A 19,666-nucleotide genomic window follows, 5' to 3' on the forward strand; every position below is an offset into this window, starting at 1 on the left:
TATTTCTGATATCAAATTTAAACATTTTTTGCTTTTTCCTGTTTTAAAGAAAACGTTTTTTGTTTCACCCATATATCCGATAAAGTATGATTGCCAGAGTGGTTGTTTCCCTGTTCTTTTTTTTAGTACCAGCGATGGTATTTTGTCAAACCCGGTATGAACAAACCGGCTGGGCGGCCTGGTTCAATAATACCAGGCTGAATAAAAAATGGGGATTGTATTTCGATGTACAGGTACGTACTCATGACAATTGGAACGGCATCCGTAATGTATTATTACGTCCCGGCGTGAATTACTATATCAGGCCCAACCAGACCGCTACGGCGGGCTACCTGTATACGCCTACTTTTCCCGCACCGGACATTACCAACGGGAAAACCCTTACCGAACACCGGGTATGGGAACAATATACCATAAGCCATCCCGTATTTACCGGCACCCTCAGCCATCGCTTCCGGCTGGAGCAACGGTTTATCGGCAGAACGGACGAAGATATTTTCGCTCAACGGCTACGCTACTTTTTCCGCGACGTACAACCGCTGGTTAAGACCGGACAGGGATTTAAAAAAGGACCATTTGTTGCCCTGCAAAACGAATTGTTCTTTAACCTTCAGAATAAAGACCGGCTGAACGGCTCTTTCTTTGATCAGAACCGCGCCTATATTGCCCTGGGGTACCGTACCTCGCCAAAATTTGACATTGAAGCGGGCTATCTGAACCAGGCGGTGAAGGGCGCCGCTGCCAATACCATGAACAGCGTGATACAGGTAGCCGCCTATACGCGGTTTTAATTTCATAACGCTGGTTCCTGTCAGAAAAGCTCAAGGCGGCTACCTGTTTGGCCAGGAAAGATACACAGCGAATTATAGATCACTGCAGAAAGATGCATCATCAAACCGTTGATCCCTGATCCGTCTTTACGACAATGCCATTTCAAACACACCCGCCGTGCGCCGGAACGTACAAACCCCCTGGACAATAATTGTTCTGTTCCAATAAAAGAAGCATGTGTTTTATCGGCAAAGATCAGGTCGCAGAAAATCAATGCACGCCTTGGTTTATACAGGAACCGGAAACTCATTTTTTTGTGAAGTACCCAGTTAAAACCGGAGATCTCTCCCATAATAAGTTTCAGGAACGTTTCCCGCAGAATATAGCTTTTATCCAGGCATAATGAAGGCCGGGACTCCAAAGCCTGCAACTGCTCCTTTTTCTCCTTTAAGTATTCGTTTATATAAAAGGAGTTTTTATCAGCATCCGCGTGGCGTTGAATAAAATCACGGCACCTTTGCTTTTCCCAATAATACGCATCATCAAACGTACGCAAGACTTCCAGAAAATGGTTAACCGTTGTGAGCCCCTTTTCATATTGAAATGCGGTTAAGTAATCCGGTGCTTCCGGGTTATCTACTAAAGCTTCTTTTATAAACCGTTCCAGGTTACGCTTTTCCTCTTCAAAAGCATTGATCAGTTGCTCCATCATAAGCTGTTTAAAACGCAACCTAAAGTTAGGCCAATTTACCTGCCAAAGCAAAAGAAGGATGGTATTGAATTTACGCGGGAATTCCTCGGATCTGCACAGGAAGAATACGCTAAAACAAAATAGCGTTCAGCGCGAACCCGTGCAATCCGTGAGTGGGTCCGTGATCATCCGCGTAATCTGTGAGCGCTGCCGCAGCTGTCGTCTGTCAATCGATCAGCTGCGTGCACCAAACAGCAGGCTTCCCACTCGGATCATGGTGCTTCCGTATTCCAGCGCCAGCGCATAATCACCGCTCATACCCATGGATAACGTCTCAAGTTTGAGGTTTGATGTTTCACGCGTTGCGTTCTTTTCAAAAAGCGTTTTCATAGCCGTAAACTCCTGCTTCAGTTTTTCTACATCTTCGGTAAAGCTGGCCATCGCCATCAGCCCCTTTACACGAATATTGGGCAACGCCAGCGCCCCCGACCCGATCCGGTCGATCAATGCTGTAACCTCCGCACCGTCGAAACCGAATTTGGTTGCTTCCTGCGCCACGTGCACCTGCAACAGGCAGTCAATAACCCGGTTATTTTTCCGCGCCTGTTTATCAATTTCCAGCAACAATTTTTCGCTGTCTACTCCATGAATGAGGTGAACAAACGGCGCAATGTATTTGATCTTATTGGATTGCAGATGGCCTATAAAATGCCAGCGGATATCCTCCGGCAACTGCGGTTGTTTTTCCACCAATTCCTGTACGTAATTTTCACCGAAATCCCGCTGGCCCAGGTCATACAGTGCTTTTATATCACTGACTGGTTTTATCTTGGAAACCGCTACCAGACTGGCTCCGGCGGCTTTTGTTTTTTCGAGGATTGTTTTATAGTTTTGTGCATTTACCGACATGGGGTAAAAGTACAGATTTATCAAATTCCAAATCTCAAATTCTAACTACCAAATACCTAAATACTAAACCCCGGTTCTCCGCACCGGATTCTGGAATCTGGGATACCGATGCTCAATACTAACCCTTTCTCACTTATATTGAAATACATTGTATGGCAAAGAGGTACCTTTTATCCGCAATACCACCACGCCATGTGGCGGTACTTCAAACGACTGCTCCTTATTGGTGGAACGGGCATAATCCTTCTTACTCCATATATCCCGCATCGTATATCCTTTCCCGGCATTGATGCTTAGCGAATCGGGCTGAAACCGGACTACCGCTTTCTCTTTGGACCGGTTAAATAATGCCACCGCAATTTCACCGCTCATGTGTGCTTTAACGGGCGGGCCCACACTTCCTGGTCACCGTCGTCCCTCAACCGGCGCGCCTGGTATACCAGTAGGTCCTGGTTAATCGCAATCATTTCTTTGTTTGTGAGAATATGAAGCGTTTCCTTCGACATCTTTGTAAGATCATTACCGGCCAGCAGCGGTGAGTTGAGCATGCACCACATCGAAAAATGGGTCTTATCTTCCTCATAGCTCATCCCCCGGCCCACCTGCAGCATATCCATATCGTTTACATGGCCCGGCCCGCAATAGCGCCACAGATCTGCATTCAGATCGATGATCTTTGCAATGGCATCAAACCGCTCGCTGATATCGCCGGATACTCTCCAGGAATTGGCAATATTCACCACCCATTTACCGGGAAATTTCCAGCGGCATACATTGTACAGTGCCGCCGGTTTTATGGTATTGATCAGCCGGCCGATCTCCGTATATCTTGTTTGTTCGTCCAGGCCCAGCCACTCACCGCCGCACCAGTCTACTTTTATAAAATCAAAGCCCCACTGATTCAGCATCAACTCCAGATCCTGCCGCTCATGGCCGTACAGTCCCATTCCGATCCCAATTGAATCTTTATCCCAATAAGAACCGCAGGTATTGATGCCCGCATCGCTGTAAATGCCTGCATGCAGCCCCTTTGAATGAATATAGGACGCAAGCTGGCCCATACCGCCCGGGAACCGTACCGGGTGCGTTTTTATATTACCCCTTTCGTCCCTGCCCCCATAAAAGCCATCATCAATATTTATAAAACTATAGCCGGCGGCCTTCATACCGCTGGCTACGAGTGCATCCGTTTGCGCCCGGATGATCTGCTCATTGATATGAACCCGGAAGTGATTCCAGCTGGCCCATCCCATCATGGGCGTGTGATGTCCCTGGGTCAATTTTCCGGACTGTCCGTAAATACCTGATCCCATTAATAACACAGCCCAAAGAATGATCTGTCTTTTCATCAGAAATAGTTTTTATCAGGTCTCTAAAAGTCCATCCATAACCCAACGTGCCTATATTTTTTCCAGGTTTGCATTTAAGGTTCTTCGTCAATCCGTTTTCCCGATCCTCAATGCTCAGGCCTCAATGCTGAAAGCTGAAAACTGACGGTTGAGAGCTGATTCCCGGTTAATCCTCCAGCGTGGTCAGATCCACCTTGGGCCCTGGAAGGTTCAATGCTGCGATCTCCTTCTTGCAGGCATCCACCATATCCTGTGTCATTTCGTAATTGTAATTGCCATAATCTCCAAATTCAAACTTGCCCACATAAAAGAACCCATATCGCTCAAAGAAATCAGTGAGGTCTGTTTTTCCTACTTTACAAACTGTTTTTACGAAGTTCAGCTGGTACACAGCCGGATTCCGTCCCCGGTTGCCCCATCCTCCGGAGCGATGCTCTTTATTGCTTTCTTCAGCACCCTGTACGCGGAACGCTTCAAACAGATCCGGGTAAAAATCTGCATACCCGCCCGGGCCTGTAAAATACAATTGCAGCTGCCAGAAAGGGATCAGCCGGTTAAATACATCCTTATCCTGAAGGTAACAGATCTTGCGGGCAATGATACTGTCGCGTGCTTTCTGATAGTTCTTTTGCTCGGAGATGCGACTTTTATTTCCAAAAGACGTGGTTCCGTAAAGTGAAAAAATATTATTGCTTACTTCTCCGAGTCCGCCCCAGTTAAGATAGGGCCGTAACTGGTGTACATGCCCTACTTCATGACTAAAACCCCAGCAGGGATCGCCCTTAATAACCCTGGCGGGATCAATAACCAGGGGCATGGCATTACCCGGCTTGGTGCCCATATAAGCCACACCATCCCCATCCCGGAACATATAATAATTATAATTCACCCGCGCCAGTATATGATTCCTGGGCACTTTGTTATATTTGATCAGGCCAAGGATCCGGTGCTGCCGGTAAACCAGGGAGTCGTAGTTACTGATCAGTTCCACACCTCTTCCGTATGCATATTTTTTGCAATCCTCAGCCGGATAAGCAATCTGGATATGGCGGCCTTTGGCATCGATTACAGGGTATACTGCATGATCGATAAGCCGGTTCCAGTCAGCATCGTTATTCTTGGTAATATCAAAATAGCCATTCACTTTTCCGTTTACAAAATGTACCCGGATCGGTTGTTCTTTTTCCGGTTCATCCGAGTAATAATCAATATAGGCCAGTCCATCGTGCTTTTGCAGGTCAATGATATTGATCCCGTTCTTTAATGGAAATTCCTGCCGCTTAATACCCCATCCGGCAGGATCCTTGGTAGGTTCAATACCTTCCGGCGCCCGGCGGTTCCAGTTGGGTACCAACAACCGCACTTCTTTTCCTGCGGCTATGCCCTCTACCAGCACAATCTGCCGGCCCACAGGAAGATAGATCCCGGTAATGCCTTCATATTTGCTGTAACCGTCTCCGATCATCAGCTGCCGGCCCAATGTGGTGGGCTTCAGCCATGCTGTATAGGCTGCAATACGGTAGTCGGTTCCATAATTTTTAGCGGCCATCGACAAAGCGGCCGCCTTTAACTGGGGATCGCTTATCTTTTCAATGTCTTTTTTCTTCACGCGCTTTTTTAGTTCCAGCGCCATCGGTGTTTTAAAAACGTGCAGATCTTTTTCGATCTGTGTTATATCCGGAGTTTGTGCTCCCGCAATCAACCAGCCCAATAAGCAAGCCGTAAGCAGCCCGATTCTCATATTCATGTAATTTGATGATGCGGTAAAGTACAGAATATGCGCCGCTAAAAAATGCGCAAACGATTGTCCTTTAAAATAAGCCACAGAAATGATGAGGCGCCAATTTTGGCAGTGATACCGTTGGAGCTGTTGCGTAACTCGCGGGTTATTTTTAACCGCAGAGATGCTAAGACCACGCGGAGTTCGCAATGTGACCCTAGCAGCAAGTCTCCTTCGGCCTTTGCGAGTGATTGCGCACTTAGCGGTTTAATTTTCACCGCAACGAACGCTAAGACTACGCAAGGTTCGCAAGTTACCTGGCAGCAAGCCTTCTGCGGTCTTTGCGGATGCTTTGCGCACTTAGCGGTTTAATTTTCACCGCAACAAACGCTAAGACTACGCAAGGTTCGCAATGTTACCCTAGCAGCAAGTCTCCTTCGGCCTTTGCGAGTGATTGCGCACTTAGCGGTTTAATTTTCACCGCAAGGAACGTGCTAAGACTAACGCAAAATTCGCAAGTTACCTGGCAGCAAGCCTTCTGCGGTCTTTGCGGGTGCTTTGTGGGCCTTCGCGGTTTATATTAACTGCGATAAACGTAAGACGACAAGCAAAAAAATCAACGATCCCAATAACGCTTCAGTCCTTTTGTTCCTGGATGTAAACACATCGGCCGATGCAGGTCATATTACCTTGCTTTGTAATCGTTGCCTCATAGTCAGTAATAGCTGCTGTCAGAATGTTTACAGCAACCGCCCTGCAATTCCTTACCAGCTGCCCTTGCATCCGTTTTCGATCCTGAACCAACAGAAATTCCCACCATAAACAGTCGTCAAAAGCATTATGAAAGATCCGGGCATCAAATATATTGACCACGTAAGCTTTGCTTTCCGCATATGCCGTAATCAACCGCACGGCTTCTTCTTTGCCGGAAAGTGCTGTAAGCGTTGCATAGGCTTCCCTTGGCAGCGCGTATTTCAATACCTGCCCATATGCATCGAAATCCAGTTCAAAAGGATATATTTCATCGGGTCCTTTATATAAATAATGCAGGTTGTACCGGGGAATTACCAACCGGTCGTCGTTTTGCGCGTATCCGGCTTCTGGCATAGCTGCCTTAAAAATCCGTTCCAGGTCATAAACAACCGCCATGCTGAATGTAGCACAGTCCCGGTGCGCCTTCAGTGAAGCCTCAAGCAGCTGATCTGCGCGGGCCGCAATTTCCCGTGGCAACCCATTAAAGTCTGCAATGACCTGCGGGCGGTACGTTTTTTTCCTATTTTTATCACTACGCATTTTCGAAGAGTCTGCTATCTTTTTGAAGATTTAGATTTTTTAACCGCAGAGATGTTAAGACCACGCGGAGCTCGCAGAGAAATGAACTGCAGGTTTTTCCCTAGCGCCCTTCGCGGATGCTTGGGTCCTTACCGGTTTAATTTTCACCGCAACGAACGCTAAGACTACGCAAGGTTCGCAAGTTACCTGGCAGCAAGCCTCCCTCGGCCTTTATAGATGCTTTGCGCACTTCGCGGTTTAATTTTCACCGCAACGAACGTGCTAAGACTAACGCAAAATTCGCAAGTTACCTGGCAGCAAGCCTTCTGCGGTCTTTGCGGATGCTTTGCGCACTTAGCGGTTTAATTTTCACCGCAACAAACGCTAAGACTACGCAAGGTTCGCAAGTTACCTAGCAGCAAGCCTCTTGCGGCCTTGGCGGATGCTCTGCGCCCTTCGCGGTTTATTTTCACCGCGAGAAACGCCAACGCTCCCTACTTTAAAATTCCCCGGCTGATCACGATCCGCTGTACCTCGCTGGTGCCTTCATAAATCTGGGTGATCTTGGCATCACGCATCAGCCGCTCCACATGATACTCCTTTACAAAACCATATCCGCCATGTACCTGCACCGCTTCTACTGCTGCCCACATGGCCGTTTCGGAGGAAAATAGTTTAGCCATAGAAGAGCTGATATCATAATTCAGGTGCTGATCCTTTTCCCAGGCGGCCTTTAAACACAGCAACCGCGCCGCCTCTATTTTCAGCGACATGTCCGCCAGCTTAAAGGCAATAACCTGATGATTCATAATTTCTGTTCCAAAAGCCTTCCGCGTTTTGGCATATTCCCGTGCCCGCTCAAAGGCACCGCCCGCAATCCCCAGGGCCTGGGAAGCAATCCCGATGCGGCCCCCGGCCAGGGTTTTCATAGCAAACTTAAATCCAAAGCCATCCTCTCCGATCCGGTTTTCCTTCGGCACTTTCACGTCTGAAAAAAGGATCGTATGGGTATCGCTGCCGCGGATGCCCAATTTATTTTCTTTTGCGGCAACCGTTACACCAGGCCAGTTTTTCTCCACAATAAATGCATTGATGCCCTTGGATCCTTTGGACCGGTCGGTTTGCGCAATCACCAGGTATACCGAAGCGCTGCTGCCGTTTGTGATCCAGTTCTTGGTGCCGTTCAGCAAGTAATGATCGCCTTTATCTTCCGCTGTGGTTTGCTGCGAAGTAGCATCGCTGCCGGCTTCCGGCTCGCTCAGCAGGAAGGCCCCGATATACAATTGCCCTTCCTTTTTACCCTGCGCCAGCGGCACCAGGTACTGCTGTTTCTGCGTCTCCGAACCGTATTCCTGCAATCCGTAACAAACAAGGCTGTTATTTACGCTCATACACACACTTACACTGGCATCCACTTTTGAAATTTCTTCCATCGCCAGTACATAGCTGATCGTATCCAGCCCGGCACCGCCGTATTCCGGCTTTACCATCATGCCCATAAAACCCAGGTCTGCAAGTTTTTCGATCTGCTCCTTTGGAAATTTTTGCTGCTCATCCCGTTCGATCACTCCCGGCAAACATTCCTGGTTTGCAAAATCCCGGGCCGCCTGCTGAATCATTTGCTGTTCTTCTGACAATTGAAAATCCATGCGTGCATCGTTTTGTTTCCACAAATATAAAAGACTGTTTTCTTAAACGAACAAGTGTTCATATATTTACGGCCCCGAAATTGACGCGAAACAATACTTACACGGGTCTGGTTTATCTTTATGGGCCGGGCTGTGGAATATATGGCATCGGTCTTGCGTCGCACACTTGGGCTGCTGTACATCTGATCGCTTTTAGTCATTAGCGGTGAACGGCAACAAAAAAAATAACATGGAAGAAAAGAAGATCTATACAGACAGTAATATACCCGTGCATACCCTTTACACGGCCGCCGATCTGCCGCAACAGGAACCCGGGCTGCCGGGAAAATTCCCCTTTACCCGCGGCATACAACCCGATATGTACCGTGGGCGGTTATGGACCATGCGGCAATATGCCGGGTTCAGCACCGCAGCAGAAAGCAATAAACGTTATCATTATCTATTATCGCAGGGCGTAATGGGATTGAGTGTAGCCTTTGACCTGCCCACCCAGATCGGCTACGACAGCGACCATCCGCTGGCAGAAGGCGAAGTAGGCAAGGTAGGCGTGGCCATCGATAGTATTGAGGACATGGCGGAACTGTTTAACGGGATCCGGCTGGAGGAAGTGTCTACCAGCATGACCATCAATGCTACGGCTTTTATTTTACTGGCACTATATGTGGCCCAGGCCAAAAGCCAGGGCGCGGATCTTTCCAAAATATCCGGCACCATTCAAAATGATATTTTAAAAGAATATGCGGCAAGAGGCACCTACCGTTACCCGCCCAAACCCTCCATGCGCATTATCACCGATATCTTTGAATGGTGCTCAAAAGAACTGCCCAAGTGGAACACCATTTCCATCAGCGGCTATCATATCCGTGAAGCCGGCAGCACGGCCGCCCAGGAAATCGCCTTTACCTTAAGCAACGGTAAAGCTTATGTAAAGGCTGCACTGGAAAAAGGGATGGACATCAATGTATTTGGCAAGCGGCTTTCCTTCTTTTTCAATGCGCATAACAACCTGTTTGAGGAAGTGGCCAAGTTCCGCGCAGCGCGCCGGATGTGGGCACAGATCATGAAAGACCTGGGCGCTACAGACCCCAAGGCTCAGATGCTGCGTTTTCACACCCAAACTGGCGGCAGCACGTTAACCGCCCAGCAACCACAGAACAATATTTCCCGGGTTACCATACAAACATTGGCCGCCGTACTGGGAGGCACCCAGTCGCTGCATACCAATGGCTTCGATGAAGCGCTGAGTTTACCCACTGAAGAAGCCGCACGCATTGCCTTACGGACGCAACAGATCGTGGCCTTCGAAAGCGGCGTTACAGACACGGTAGATCCCCTCGCCGGTTCTTATTTTGTAGAAGCGCTGACCAGTGAAATGGAACAAAAAGCACAGGAGCTTATTCAGCAGATCGATGCGATGGGCGGCAGCATTGCCTCCATTGAAGAAGGATTTATGCAGGAGGCCATTGCCCGCAGCGCCTATGAATACCAGCAAAAAATAGAAACCCACGAAAAGATCATCGTGGGGGTGAACCGTTTTCAAACAGCCGAAACCAATACCCCGCCCATTTTTAAAGTAGATGACAGCATCGGTATCCTGCAAAAGCAAAAACTGGAGCAGCTGCGCAATAACCGCGATCAGGCAGTTTGTAACCGCATTCTGTCCGGGCTACGGACCAGGGCATCCGGAACAGAGAACATCATGCCGTCTGTAATTGAAGCGGTGGAAGCAAAATGTACCCTGGGAGAAATTGCGGGCACCCTGGTGGAGGTATTTGGAGAATACCAGTAACAACAGGAAGCCTTCCATAAATAATCAATTAAAAAAAGACGGCTAAATAGCCGTCTTTTTTTAATATTTCTAGTATCCGGGATTCTGATAACCGGGATCATGATGCACATCCACATCTTTTTGTGGTATCGGCCACAAATAATTCTTATCTGCAAAAATGCGCGATTCGATCTTTGTTTGATTGGGTGATGAAAACGTGATGGCGCCGGTCGTCATATTTACCGATCCGGGACGGGTACCAAATACATCGCGGTTCATCACCTCGGCCCCTATCTTCCATCTTTGAATATCAAAAAAGCGAAGTCCTTCCATGGCCAGCTCAACCCGGCGTTCTCTTCTCACCAGCGTCCGCATCGATGCCTGGCTGCTGTACACCAGGCGGTTCACCTTGGGCATGCCCGCTCGCTGGCGTACCAGGTCAATGGCGTCGTACACCGAGTTATCGATCTGGTTCAATTCGATTTTTGCCTCAGCATAGCTCAGCAATACCTCGGCATACCGGATCACAATGGTATTAAGGCCGGTATTCCACATATCCGGGAAATCTTCAAGATGCGAAATATATTTCTTCACCACATAGCCGGTTGGTGAAGTATTGTTATTGGCCATAAAATAATCGGCATTGGCATTCGTTCCAATTTTTGCATCCAGGCTGTTAAAGATGCCGCCTCCATATGAGGGCTGGCCGGAGCATTGTATGGTTGCGGTAAGCCGGGGATCCCGGTTGCTGTAAGGGGCGTCCGCATTATACCCGGAGCCTGCTTCCGAAATAAGTTTCCCGTTTTGCATTTCGTAAGCATCCACCAGTTCCTGCAGCGGGTTAATAGAGCTCCATCCGCCGGCACCGTTGGAAGGCATTACTCCCAGGTTTCCGTTGCTGTATTTATTTTCAATATACTGTATATCCAGTATCACCTCACTGTTTCCCTCGTTGCCAATCCTGAAAAGATCCGTATAATCCGGGTAAAGTGTATACCCAAGCGCCATTACTTTCTGATAATCGGCAATTGCATTTTGATAGTCGCCCTTATACAATTCAATACGCCCTTTCAGTGCCAATGCAGCGCCCTTCGTGATCCTTCCCGCATCGGCGCTTCCATATGAGTTGGGCAGTTTCTCAGCCATTTCACCCAGTTCTTTCAGCATAAACGCAGTAACCTCTTCTTTTTTATTCCGGTTCATTTTATTGGCTTCCTCCGTGGATATATTTTTCAGCACAAGCGGTACATCACCATACAGCTGGCTCATGATAAAGAACTGGTAGGTTCTTAAAAACCGGGCTTCTGCCTTATACCGGTCTCTTTGCTCAAGTGTTCCGGTAAACTTATCAATATTTTCAAGGAACCAGTTACATTTCTGAATCACGGTAAAACTCCACCGGTTGGCCGCATTGCTGCTGGATGGGGAAGCCGTTCCGTTTCCCAGTTCGGTGTATCCTTCCCAGGGATATTGATTATATGCATTATCCGATGCGCAATCCATATAGTAAATATTATAGGAATCTTCCCAATCCTTATAACAGCCATTCAAGGCGGTAACGATGTCTTTTTCTGAAGTCCAGAGTGAAGTATTGCTGTAAGCATCCAGCGGCTGCCTGTCCAGAAATCCTTTTTTACAGGCGCCCAATAGTAACAATAAAGAAAGGTATATGAAGAACTTTTTCATGTTGATTTCATTTTGGGTTTTAGAAAGTAAGGTTTAATCCTATTGTGTGCACCTTTACCTGCGGATAGGTATAGCCGCGCTCGCCCGCGGGCGCTTCCGGATCAATCCATTTGTAGAAGCTCGTAAATGTGGCGATATTCTGTCCGCTGTAATAAACCCTTAATCTTTTGATATTCGCTTTGCTTAAAAGCCGGGTATTAAACGCATAACCGATCTGTAAATTTTTCAGGCGGAGATAGTCAGACTTACGCACCCAGAAAGAAGAAGGATTATCAATAGCTGTATTCTGACGCTGGTTGATGAGCACCCGGGGATAGGCAGCACCGGTGTTTTCGGCGGTCCAGCTATCCAGCCAAACAGCAGTTGGCTTTCCGGTACTGTTAGAAACCTGTCCCAACACTTCCCCCTGCACAAAACCTTTTACCCCTCCGGCACCCTGGAAGAAAGCAGAGATATCAAAACCCTTCCAGTCACCTGTAAGCGTAAAACCATATGATATTTTCGGAAAATAACTGCCCAGCCATACACGGTCGTATGCATTGATCACCCCATCGGGTTTGCCGTCCGGTCCGCTCAAATCGGCATACTTCAGGTCTCCGGGCTTGGTGCTTGCCAGTTTGGCGCTGGCATCCACCTCTCCCTGTGTCTGAAAAATGCCCAGGGTCTGGTATCCAAAAAAAGAATTCAGCGGTGAGCCTTCACGGGTAATCGTATATGCATTCGGATAAATAGGTCCGGCACCATACAGGTCCAGCACTTCATTCTGCAGGAACGTAGCATTGGCATTTATCCCCAGCAAAAAGTCTTTAATATTGGTTTTATAATCGATCCCAAGTTCCAGTCCCTTGTTCTGCACTTTACCTGCATTTACCGTAGGAGCCTTTAATCCGTAAATAGGGCTTACCGGCAGTGCCAGTAAAATATCACTGGTCTTCTTTACAAAATAATCAACGGTAAGCGTCAGCCGGTTGTTTAAAAATGCAGCATCCAACCCAACGTTGGTCTCGGTTACCTTTTCCCAGGTAATATCTGTATTTGCTCCGTCTACAGGAGCGATACCGCTAACAGATGTTCCGCCGAAATTGTAATTCTGGCTGGAGCTGACGGTTTGAATTGACGGATAATTCCCTACCAGATCGTTCCCCAGTTTTCCCCAGGATCCGCGTAATTTAAGATTGGAAACCACATTTAAAAGCCCGCTGAAGAATTTCTCCCTGGACACATTCCATCCCGCAGAAAAAGAAGGAAACGTGCCCCACTGATGCTCCTTCCTGAACCGCGATGAACCATCATACCGGATATTGGCTTCCAGCAGATACCGGCTGTCAAAATCATAGTTAACCCTTCCGAAAAATGACTGCTTGGCAATTTCATTTGCATACCCATTACCGGTTTGCCCCTCATCTGCCCCAACATTGATCTCGCTCAGCACATTGTTCAGGAAGTCTTTCCGATAAGCTTCAAGATCGGAGTATTTGGTATACTCACTAACCGCACCTGCCAGCAGGCCCAGACTATGCAGGTTCATTTTTTTGCTGTAGTCTACGGTCAACTGGGGGCTCAGGAACGTTGTATTATCAAAATGGTCTGTGAGGCTGCTGGGCCCTTGTTTAAACGTTGCATCGCCCGCTGCATTGTAATATTGGACCTCGTAAATCCGTTTTTTGTTTTGATTCTGTATAGCCCGGTATACCAGTTGCGGCTTGATGTGCAGGTTTTCAACCGGTTCATACGTAATGCTGGTAATGCCCAAAAATGCCGTATTCAGCTGTTTGTTAAATCCTCCCTGATCCAGCCAGGCCATCGGGCTACCATCGGAGATATAACCATAGTTACCGTTTTCATATTTGTAGGGAATGATGGGCGATATCCGGTTGATTTGCCGGAAGAATTGCGAAAAATCCCCCGTATAGGGATTGGTAGGCTCGGTTAACGGCGCATAGGTATAAGAAAGATTGGCATTCAGCGTAAACCATTTGTTTACTTTCGAATTAAGGTTTAAACGCGAAGTATAGCGTTTTGCATTGGTTTTCTCCACAATACCGTTCTGGTCAAAATACCCCATGGAAAACATATACTGCGTTCCTTCACTTCCCCCTGAAACCGACAGGTAATGGTTATGTTGCAGCCCGTTTCCTTTGTAAAAAAGTCCCAGCCAGTCTGTATTGGGATAGTTATACGGATCGGACCCATCTTTAAATTTCTGAATCTGCTCATCGGTATAGGTTTTGGTAAGCCCCTGGTTTACCCGTGCCTGGTTATACAGGGTTGCAGCTTGCCAGGAAGGCAGGAAATCAGGCAGCGCCGTGGCTTTTTGCTTACCTACGTAGGCATCATAGGTAATGGTCGACTGGCCTTTCTTGCCCTTTTTTGTGGTGATCAGCACGACACCGTTTGCCGCTGTAGAACCATAAATAGCGGATGATGCGGCATCTTTCAATACGGAAATACTCTCGATATCGCTGGGGTTAACGGCGTTCATGGAGGAGATGGCTCCATCCACCACCACCAGCGGGTTGCTATTATTTAAGGTGCCGATGCCACGTATCCTAATGGAGCCGGCATCCTTACCCGGCTGGCCATTATTTTGAATAACCACTACACCGGGCAAAACACCCTGGAGCGCATTCACGGTATTTGTAACCGGCCTGTTTTCTATTTGCTTTGCACCCACCTGTGCCACGGCGCCTGTAAGATTTACTTTTTTCTGCGTTCCATACCCCACTACCACTACCTCTTCTATCTGCCGGGCTTCGGTTTTTAGTGTGATGGCGATACTGGCGGCTGCACCAACCGTTACTTCAATAGAAGCATATCCAATTGCAGATACCTCCAGTACATCTCCTTCAGAAGCTTCAATCGTAAAAGCCCCTTCCAGGTTCGTAGCCACTCCGCGCGATGTTCCTTTAATTCTAACAGAAGCACCGCCGATGGGTTCCCCTACTTCGTTTTGCACAACTCCCGAAACCTGCTTATACTGTTGGGCATTAACGATGGGTTTATCCGACAGAGACAAAATCACCCGGTTGCTCCGGATCACCTCCCATTTAATAGGCGTTCCGTTCAGTAAACTGGATAAGGTTTGGTTAATGCCGGCATTAATGATATTAATAGAGAACTTTTGATTTACAGGCAGATCGTTGCTGCTGTAATAAAACCTGTATTTTGTCTGACTTTCAATTTGTTTAAAAATATCTCCGATACTCAGATTGTCTGCTTTGAGGTTGATCGTTTCCTGCGCATGGTTCACGGCAGACACCTGTAAAGCAATAAGAAAGAGGAATATAGATAATTTCATAACCAGAATAGTTTTCCGCAAGTGCATACGCGGCCTCGCAGAAAAAAGACAAGCACTTTTTTCCATAAATTTGTGTTGAGTTTTAGCCAATTAAGATTCGTGTTTAAAACTTTCAAGTGGAGGATGCTGCAACATTCTCCATTTTTTTATTGGTTTATTAAGTAAATCTGTTCATTAAAAAATATTTAATCGTTAAAAAATAATAACCTGGGCATCCTTTATTTTGTACTGAAACGGCTTGATCATCTGCAATACGTTTAACACATCTGCGGCATTGGAATCATCAAAAACTCCGGTGTACCGGTAGTGCTCCACTTCCGGGTTTTTGAACACAACCGTTAGTCCAAACCGGTGTTTCAGATCCAGCGCTATTTCAGAAAAGGACTTGTCGGCAAACGCCAGCTTATTTTGCAGCCAGGAGGTTTCCAGCACTACGCTGTCGGTGACGTTAATATTTGTTAAGCGAACGGTTCTGGAATCCGCAGTTGTTCCGGAAAGCTTTTCAATAACTACTTTATCAGATGGATGCAGCCGGATTCTCCGGTCTTTATTGGTTGCCAGTGCCAGTTCAATACTCCCCTTCAATAAGGAGGTTTCCATTTTTGACTCGTCCATATAGTCCCGCACATTAAAAACGGTTCCAAGCACTTTAATATCGGCTTCAGCGGTATGTACAATGAACGGGATATCGGGGTTGTGCGCCACTTCAAAGAACGCTTCACCCGTCAGATACACTTCCCGTGTTCCCCGGCCGAAACCGGCTCCATAGCTTAAATTACTGTTCGTGTTCAGATGTACCACAGAGCCGTCTGATAAGGTCAGTTTGGATTTTGAACCATGCTCGGTTGCTGCTACGGTCTTCAACGATGGCCATCCCCCCGCTTTCCGGTTAAACATCCACAAGGAGGTTCCAATAGCCAGTATTACCACGGCAGCCACCGCCAGGCGAACCACTCTTTTAACCCGGCGCGATCCAGACTGCCGCGGGGAAACAACCAATGGCATTTTTGGGGGCGCAGCTCCAGCCTGCATCATTTTTACATAATGTGCCATATAAGCAGCCTCCGTTTCAGCCACCGGGGCAACCGGATCCGGCTTCAGTACCTGGTCATGCAACAGTCCGAATCCGGGGTTTTCCTGAAGTAATTGCTCCAGTTCCTTCAATTCCCCGATACCGGCCTCTCCGGCCAGTTTGCGGTACAGCAATTCATAAAATCGGTTTTCTGAAAAATGCATATCCTTGTCCTTAAAAGAAACGACGAAAAAAAAAGAAGCTACCGTGAAAAAAGCAAAAAATTATTTTTGAAGCTGCAGATAGTCGTCCAGGGCGATCCGTATCTTTTTCAGTGCCAGCCGCATATGGGTTTCGGCGGTATTCAGGGAAATCCCCAGTATTTCGGTAACCTGTTTATAGGTAAACCCCTGTTCCTTTACCAGGCGAAAAACCAGCTGACATTGCCGCGGAAGGTGGCGGATCGCGCGTTGAAAATGCTGGTCCAGCTCATTGGCCATCAGTTTATATTCGGGTTGTTCAGGGTCTGCCACCTGTGCTTCGGCATCCGACATGGCAACAACCGGCAAACCGGTATTCCGCTTTCGCAGGTAATCAAAAGCTTTATTACGGGTTGATTTATACAGGTACAGGGTTAGATTTTCAACATAATTCAGTTCCCGGCCCATTGTCCACACTTTTAACAATACTTCGGACACCACTTCCTCAGCGTCGTCCCGGTTATTTAAAATGGCATCGGCAAACTTTAATAATACAGGATGAAAATGAAAAAACAGTTTCTTGTACGCCGTTTCATCCTGCAAATAGGCCACCCTATTTTGTAGAAATAATATTTCGCTATTGCTTCTCAATGTATAATTACGGCTTTTGCCGGTACGGTTCATATAACAACAAGGTTCAATATGCCAGGGAGCCCGTATAAAAACACAGGAGCGATTACCGGCAAAGCCATTCGTCTCCGCTATTCATCCCTAAGCAAGCATGCATTTCCCTGTCACCAACACAGCACTAAAGTAAATAAAAATATAATTCCAATGCAGAAACCTTCCGTTCAGTGTTTCACTTTCCCGCACTTTTTGCATTCAGCCACACGTAACTAATTGATATTTAAACCACCTATTTCCCTATTTTTGGCGAATGAGGAAGATCACCGCGCTATTGTTTTTTGTTTTTCTAAGCTCTGCTCTTTTTGCCCAGTTTACCATCAACGGAATCATCCATGATGAAACAGCCGCGCCAATTGCGGGAGTAACAATCGAATTTTACAGCAGTGGCCAGGCCGCAAAAACATTGGCGGCAGATGCTTCGGGAAGTTTTAAAATCGACGCACTCAGAGCGGGGGAAAAATACCTGCTGCAGGTTTCCGCCACGGGCTACCAGGAGCAGGCCCTGGCAATTCAGTTACAGGGTGATACTACACTTGACATCGTTCTGACACGCAGCAGCACCCTTCTAAAAGGCGTAACAGTAACCAGCAAAGCAAAGCTCATAGAAATAAAACCTGACAAAACAGTGGTGAACCTGGCCGACAACATGACCATTGTTGGCAACAGTATTGCAGAAACCCTGGGAAAGATCCCCGGGCTTCAGATGAACGGCGACCGGGTTACCATTCCGGGAAAAGGAGATGTACAGTTGATGCAGGACGGGCGGCTGATCCAGCTTTCTCAAAAAGACCTTCTCAATTATTTAAAATCCATCCCCGCCGGAAATGTTTCCAAAATAGAGATCATCACCAACCCCTCTGCGGCTTATGATGCGTCAGGCAATGCAGGGCTCATCAATATCATTACCCGGCGCAGCAAACAACAGGGCTATAACGGAAGCATCCAGGCCGGTTACAAACAGTGGCAGCATTACCCGGGTATGGACGTTACCGGCAACATCAATTACAATTCGGGGAAATGGAATGTTTATGCCAATGCCAACCTGTTCCGGATCCGCCATAAATACGGTTTTCGCTGGGAAGAGTATTACCCGAACCGTTCCTGGATCATGAGTGATACCGGCGATTATAAACAGCACAACCTGGTGCTCAATGCCGGGGCCGATTACCAGCTTTCTCAAAGATCACAGATAGGCTTCAGCGCCGGCTTTTCGCGGTACTTTGAAGGCGGAGCCGATTATGTACGCAATCATTTTTACAACGGGCAGGGGCAAACCGATTCGGTACTCACCACCTATGCCACCTATGTACCACTGGCCAAAACCCAATCGTATAATCTTTACTACAAAACCAAACTGGATACAACCGGCAAAACCTTTTCGATGGATGGCAGCTTTCTTACCTTTTACCGCACCGACGAATCGGATGTTACCGCTAAAACGTTTACACCCCAGGGTCAACCCATTGAGCCCTCCACGGCCCGCTTTTACAACAATACCCTGCAGAACATCAATATCTATGCACTAAAAACAGATATGGAGTTTCCAACCAGCGTGGCAAAACTGCAATGGGGCGGCAAGGTAAACTTTATTGAAACCTACAATAATATGCGGTATTACCGTTTAAACGGATCCGGTAAAGACTACGACGGGCAACTGAGCAATGAATATAAGTACACCGAAAACACCCAGGCGCTTTACCTGAACGGCAGCCGGGAAGCGGGTAACTGGTCCTTCCAGGCCGGCCTGCGGGGAGAGCTTACCCAAACCAACGGGTACTCTTATATCCGGCAACAAGGCAATAAAAACAACTATGTAAAATTATTCCCCAATGCCCTGGTTCAATTTAAAAAGGACGATCAAAACAACTTTGCCCTTAGCTATAATAAGCGGGTGCGCCGCCCTACTTTCTGGAACCTGAACCCTTATATTTCCATACTTACGGCATATAGCTATTACGAAGGCAACCCGTTCCTGCAACCGGAATACAACAGCAATTTTCAGCTGCAACATAATTACAACAACAAACTCACCAGTGCTTTCTTTGTTGCCCTTACCAACAATGGGTTTGACGATATTACCATTGCACATGTGGATACCAATTTTGTGATGCGCACCCCCAAGAACTTTGTCAACAGCACCCGCTTTGGTATTTCCGAAACGTATAACTTCTCCGCCATCCGCTGGTGGGAAAGCAATAACCTGTTTAATCTTTATTATACCAACGGGCGATCGAAACTGGATTATGTGGAAGGGCGTAAAGGTTGGGGCGCTTATGTTTCCAGCAGTAATAATTTTTATTTAAACAGCAACAAAACCCTGTCGGCAGCCGTAAACTTCTGGTACCAGTTCCGGGAGGTAACGCTCGTAAATCAATCGGATGCCTATTACAATATCGACCTGGGGCTGAATGCACAACTATTAAAAGACAAGCTATCGCTAAACGCCAATTTGCAGGACGTATTTGGCACCAGCGGCGCTTCGTATACAACGGTGATCAACGGCATCCGGCAGAAATACGCCAACCTGCAGTTGAACCGCAACTTTTCGTTGACCCTGATCTTTAAATTTGGCAAAAAAGAGTTACCTGCTTCGGAGCGCACCAACAGCAACCAGGAAGAACGGGAACGGATATAAGGAAATGCCACAGATACTC

14 protein-coding genes are annotated in these 19,666 nt (G+C 47.3%); 3 read left to right on the forward strand and 11 right to left on the reverse strand.

The features are described 5' to 3' along the window. Window positions 1-86: 86 nt before the first annotated feature. Window positions 87-791 carry a DUF2490 domain-containing protein gene (locus LQ567_RS21305; protein WP_231007800.1) on the forward strand — a complete coding sequence of 235 codons (705 nt, stop codon included), beginning with the start codon at window positions 87-89 and terminating at the stop codon, window positions 789-791. A gap of 20 nt (window positions 792-811) precedes the next feature. Here the strand turns inward: LQ567_RS21305 and LQ567_RS21310 are convergent, their stop codons facing one another. From LQ567_RS21310 to LQ567_RS21340, 7 genes are all read right to left on the reverse strand, one after another. Then, window positions 812-1,483: a hypothetical protein gene (locus LQ567_RS21310; RefSeq protein ID WP_231007801.1), complete on the reverse strand. Its 672-nt coding sequence runs from the start codon at window positions 1,481-1,483 to the stop codon at window positions 812-814. Window positions 1,484-1,696: 213 nt separating this feature from the next. Further along, window positions 1,697-2,371 carry a YggS family pyridoxal phosphate-dependent enzyme gene (locus tag LQ567_RS21315; protein WP_231007802.1) on the reverse strand — a complete coding sequence of 225 codons (675 nt, stop codon included), beginning with the start codon at window positions 2,369-2,371 and terminating at the stop codon, window positions 1,697-1,699. A gap of 129 nt (window positions 2,372-2,500) precedes the next feature. Beyond that, window positions 2,501-2,743, reverse strand: a complete 243-nt coding sequence (locus tag LQ567_RS21320) for a hypothetical protein (RefSeq protein ID WP_231007803.1) — start codon at window positions 2,741-2,743, stop codon at window positions 2,501-2,503. Further along, window positions 2,740-3,720: a glycoside hydrolase family 27 protein gene (locus LQ567_RS21325; RefSeq protein ID WP_231007804.1), complete on the reverse strand. Its 981-nt coding sequence runs from the start codon at window positions 3,718-3,720 to the stop codon at window positions 2,740-2,742. The genes LQ567_RS21320 and LQ567_RS21325 overlap by 4 nt, the downstream gene beginning before the upstream one ends. Before the next feature lie 166 nt (window positions 3,721-3,886). Continuing rightward, a complete protein-coding gene (locus LQ567_RS21330) occupies window positions 3,887-5,461 on the reverse strand; it encodes a M60 family metallopeptidase (protein ID WP_231007805.1) in 1,575 nt (524 codons plus the stop codon). Window positions 5,462-6,076: 615 nt separating this feature from the next. Beyond that, a complete protein-coding gene (locus LQ567_RS21335) occupies window positions 6,077-6,733 on the reverse strand; it encodes a hypothetical protein (RefSeq protein WP_231007807.1) in 657 nt (218 codons plus the stop codon). 473 nt (window positions 6,734-7,206) lie between these two features. Beyond that, entirely contained in the window at window positions 7,207-8,361 is a 1,155-nt protein-coding gene (locus LQ567_RS21340; protein ID WP_231007808.1) for an acyl-CoA dehydrogenase family protein, read from the reverse strand. Between the two features lie 229 nt (window positions 8,362-8,590). Between LQ567_RS21340 and LQ567_RS21345 the strand changes: the two genes are divergently transcribed. Next, window positions 8,591-10,150 (forward strand): acyl-CoA mutase large subunit family protein, encoded by a 1,560-nt coding sequence (locus LQ567_RS21345; protein WP_231007809.1) that lies wholly within the window; start codon window positions 8,591-8,593, stop codon window positions 10,148-10,150. A gap of 69 nt (window positions 10,151-10,219) precedes the next feature. Here LQ567_RS21345 and LQ567_RS21350 read toward each other — a convergent pair whose 3' ends face one another. The 4 genes from LQ567_RS21350 to LQ567_RS21365 form a co-directional block, all read right to left on the reverse strand. After that, complete coding sequence (locus tag LQ567_RS21350; RefSeq protein WP_231007810.1) at window positions 10,220-11,815, reverse strand: RagB/SusD family nutrient uptake outer membrane protein; 1,596 nt, start codon at window positions 11,813-11,815, stop codon at window positions 10,220-10,222. Between the two features lie 19 nt (window positions 11,816-11,834). Continuing rightward, window positions 11,835-15,113: a SusC/RagA family TonB-linked outer membrane protein gene (locus LQ567_RS21355; protein ID WP_231007811.1), complete on the reverse strand. Its 3,279-nt coding sequence runs from the start codon at window positions 15,111-15,113 to the stop codon at window positions 11,835-11,837. Window positions 15,114-15,305: 192 nt separating this feature from the next. Beyond that, window positions 15,306-16,349, reverse strand: coding sequence for a FecR family protein (locus tag LQ567_RS21360; protein WP_231007812.1), 1,044 nt, complete (start codon window positions 16,347-16,349; stop codon window positions 15,306-15,308). 60 nt (window positions 16,350-16,409) lie between these two features. Then, on the reverse strand, window positions 16,410-17,009 hold the full coding sequence (locus LQ567_RS21365) for a sigma-70 family RNA polymerase sigma factor (RefSeq protein WP_231007813.1): 600 nt from the start codon (window positions 17,007-17,009) through the stop codon (window positions 16,410-16,412). Between the two features lie 253 nt (window positions 17,010-17,262). Between LQ567_RS21365 and LQ567_RS21370 the strand changes: the two genes are divergently transcribed. Further along, window positions 17,263-19,647, forward strand: coding sequence for an outer membrane beta-barrel protein (locus LQ567_RS21370; protein WP_231007814.1), 2,385 nt, complete (start codon window positions 17,263-17,265; stop codon window positions 19,645-19,647). The last annotated feature ends 19 nt before the right edge of the window (window positions 19,648-19,666 follow it).

This window comes from Niabella pedocola (assembly GCF_021044425.1).
In the GTDB taxonomy this organism is placed as follows: Bacteria; Bacteroidota; Bacteroidia; order Chitinophagales; family Chitinophagaceae; genus Niabella; species Niabella pedocola.

Excerpts from the sequence above, each read along its gene's own strand:
- LQ567_RS21305 (WP_231007800.1), top strand. The coding sequence starts at position 87 with ATGATTGCCAGAGTGGTTGTTTCCCTGTTCTTTTTTTTAGTACCAGCG.
- LQ567_RS21310 (WP_231007801.1), bottom strand. The coding sequence starts at position 1,483 with ATGATGGAGCAACTGATCAATGCTTTTGAAGAGGAAAAGCGTAACCTG.
- LQ567_RS21315 (WP_231007802.1), bottom strand. The coding sequence starts at position 2,371 with ATGTCGGTAAATGCACAAAACTATAAAACAATCCTCGAAAAAACAAAA.
- LQ567_RS21320 (WP_231007803.1), bottom strand. The coding sequence starts at position 2,743 with ATGAGCGGTGAAATTGCGGTGGCATTATTTAACCGGTCCAAAGAGAAA.
- LQ567_RS21325 (WP_231007804.1), bottom strand. The coding sequence starts at position 3,720 with ATGAAAAGACAGATCATTCTTTGGGCTGTGTTATTAATGGGATCAGGT.
- LQ567_RS21330 (WP_231007805.1), bottom strand. The coding sequence starts at position 5,461 with ATGAGAATCGGGCTGCTTACGGCTTGCTTATTGGGCTGGTTGATTGCG.
- LQ567_RS21335 (WP_231007807.1), bottom strand. The coding sequence starts at position 6,733 with ATGCGTAGTGATAAAAATAGGAAAAAAACGTACCGCCCGCAGGTCATT.
- LQ567_RS21340 (WP_231007808.1), bottom strand. The coding sequence starts at position 8,361 with ATGGATTTTCAATTGTCAGAAGAACAGCAAATGATTCAGCAGGCGGCC.
- LQ567_RS21345 (WP_231007809.1), top strand. The coding sequence starts at position 8,591 with ATGGAAGAAAAGAAGATCTATACAGACAGTAATATACCCGTGCATACC.
- LQ567_RS21350 (WP_231007810.1), bottom strand. The coding sequence starts at position 11,815 with ATGAAAAAGTTCTTCATATACCTTTCTTTATTGTTACTATTGGGCGCC.
- LQ567_RS21355 (WP_231007811.1), bottom strand. The coding sequence starts at position 15,113 with ATGAAATTATCTATATTCCTCTTTCTTATTGCTTTACAGGTGTCTGCC.
- LQ567_RS21360 (WP_231007812.1), bottom strand. The coding sequence starts at position 16,349 with ATGCATTTTTCAGAAAACCGATTTTATGAATTGCTGTACCGCAAACTG.
- LQ567_RS21365 (WP_231007813.1), bottom strand. The coding sequence starts at position 17,009 with ATGAACCGTACCGGCAAAAGCCGTAATTATACATTGAGAAGCAATAGC.
- LQ567_RS21370 (WP_231007814.1), top strand. The coding sequence starts at position 17,263 with ATGAGGAAGATCACCGCGCTATTGTTTTTTGTTTTTCTAAGCTCTGCT.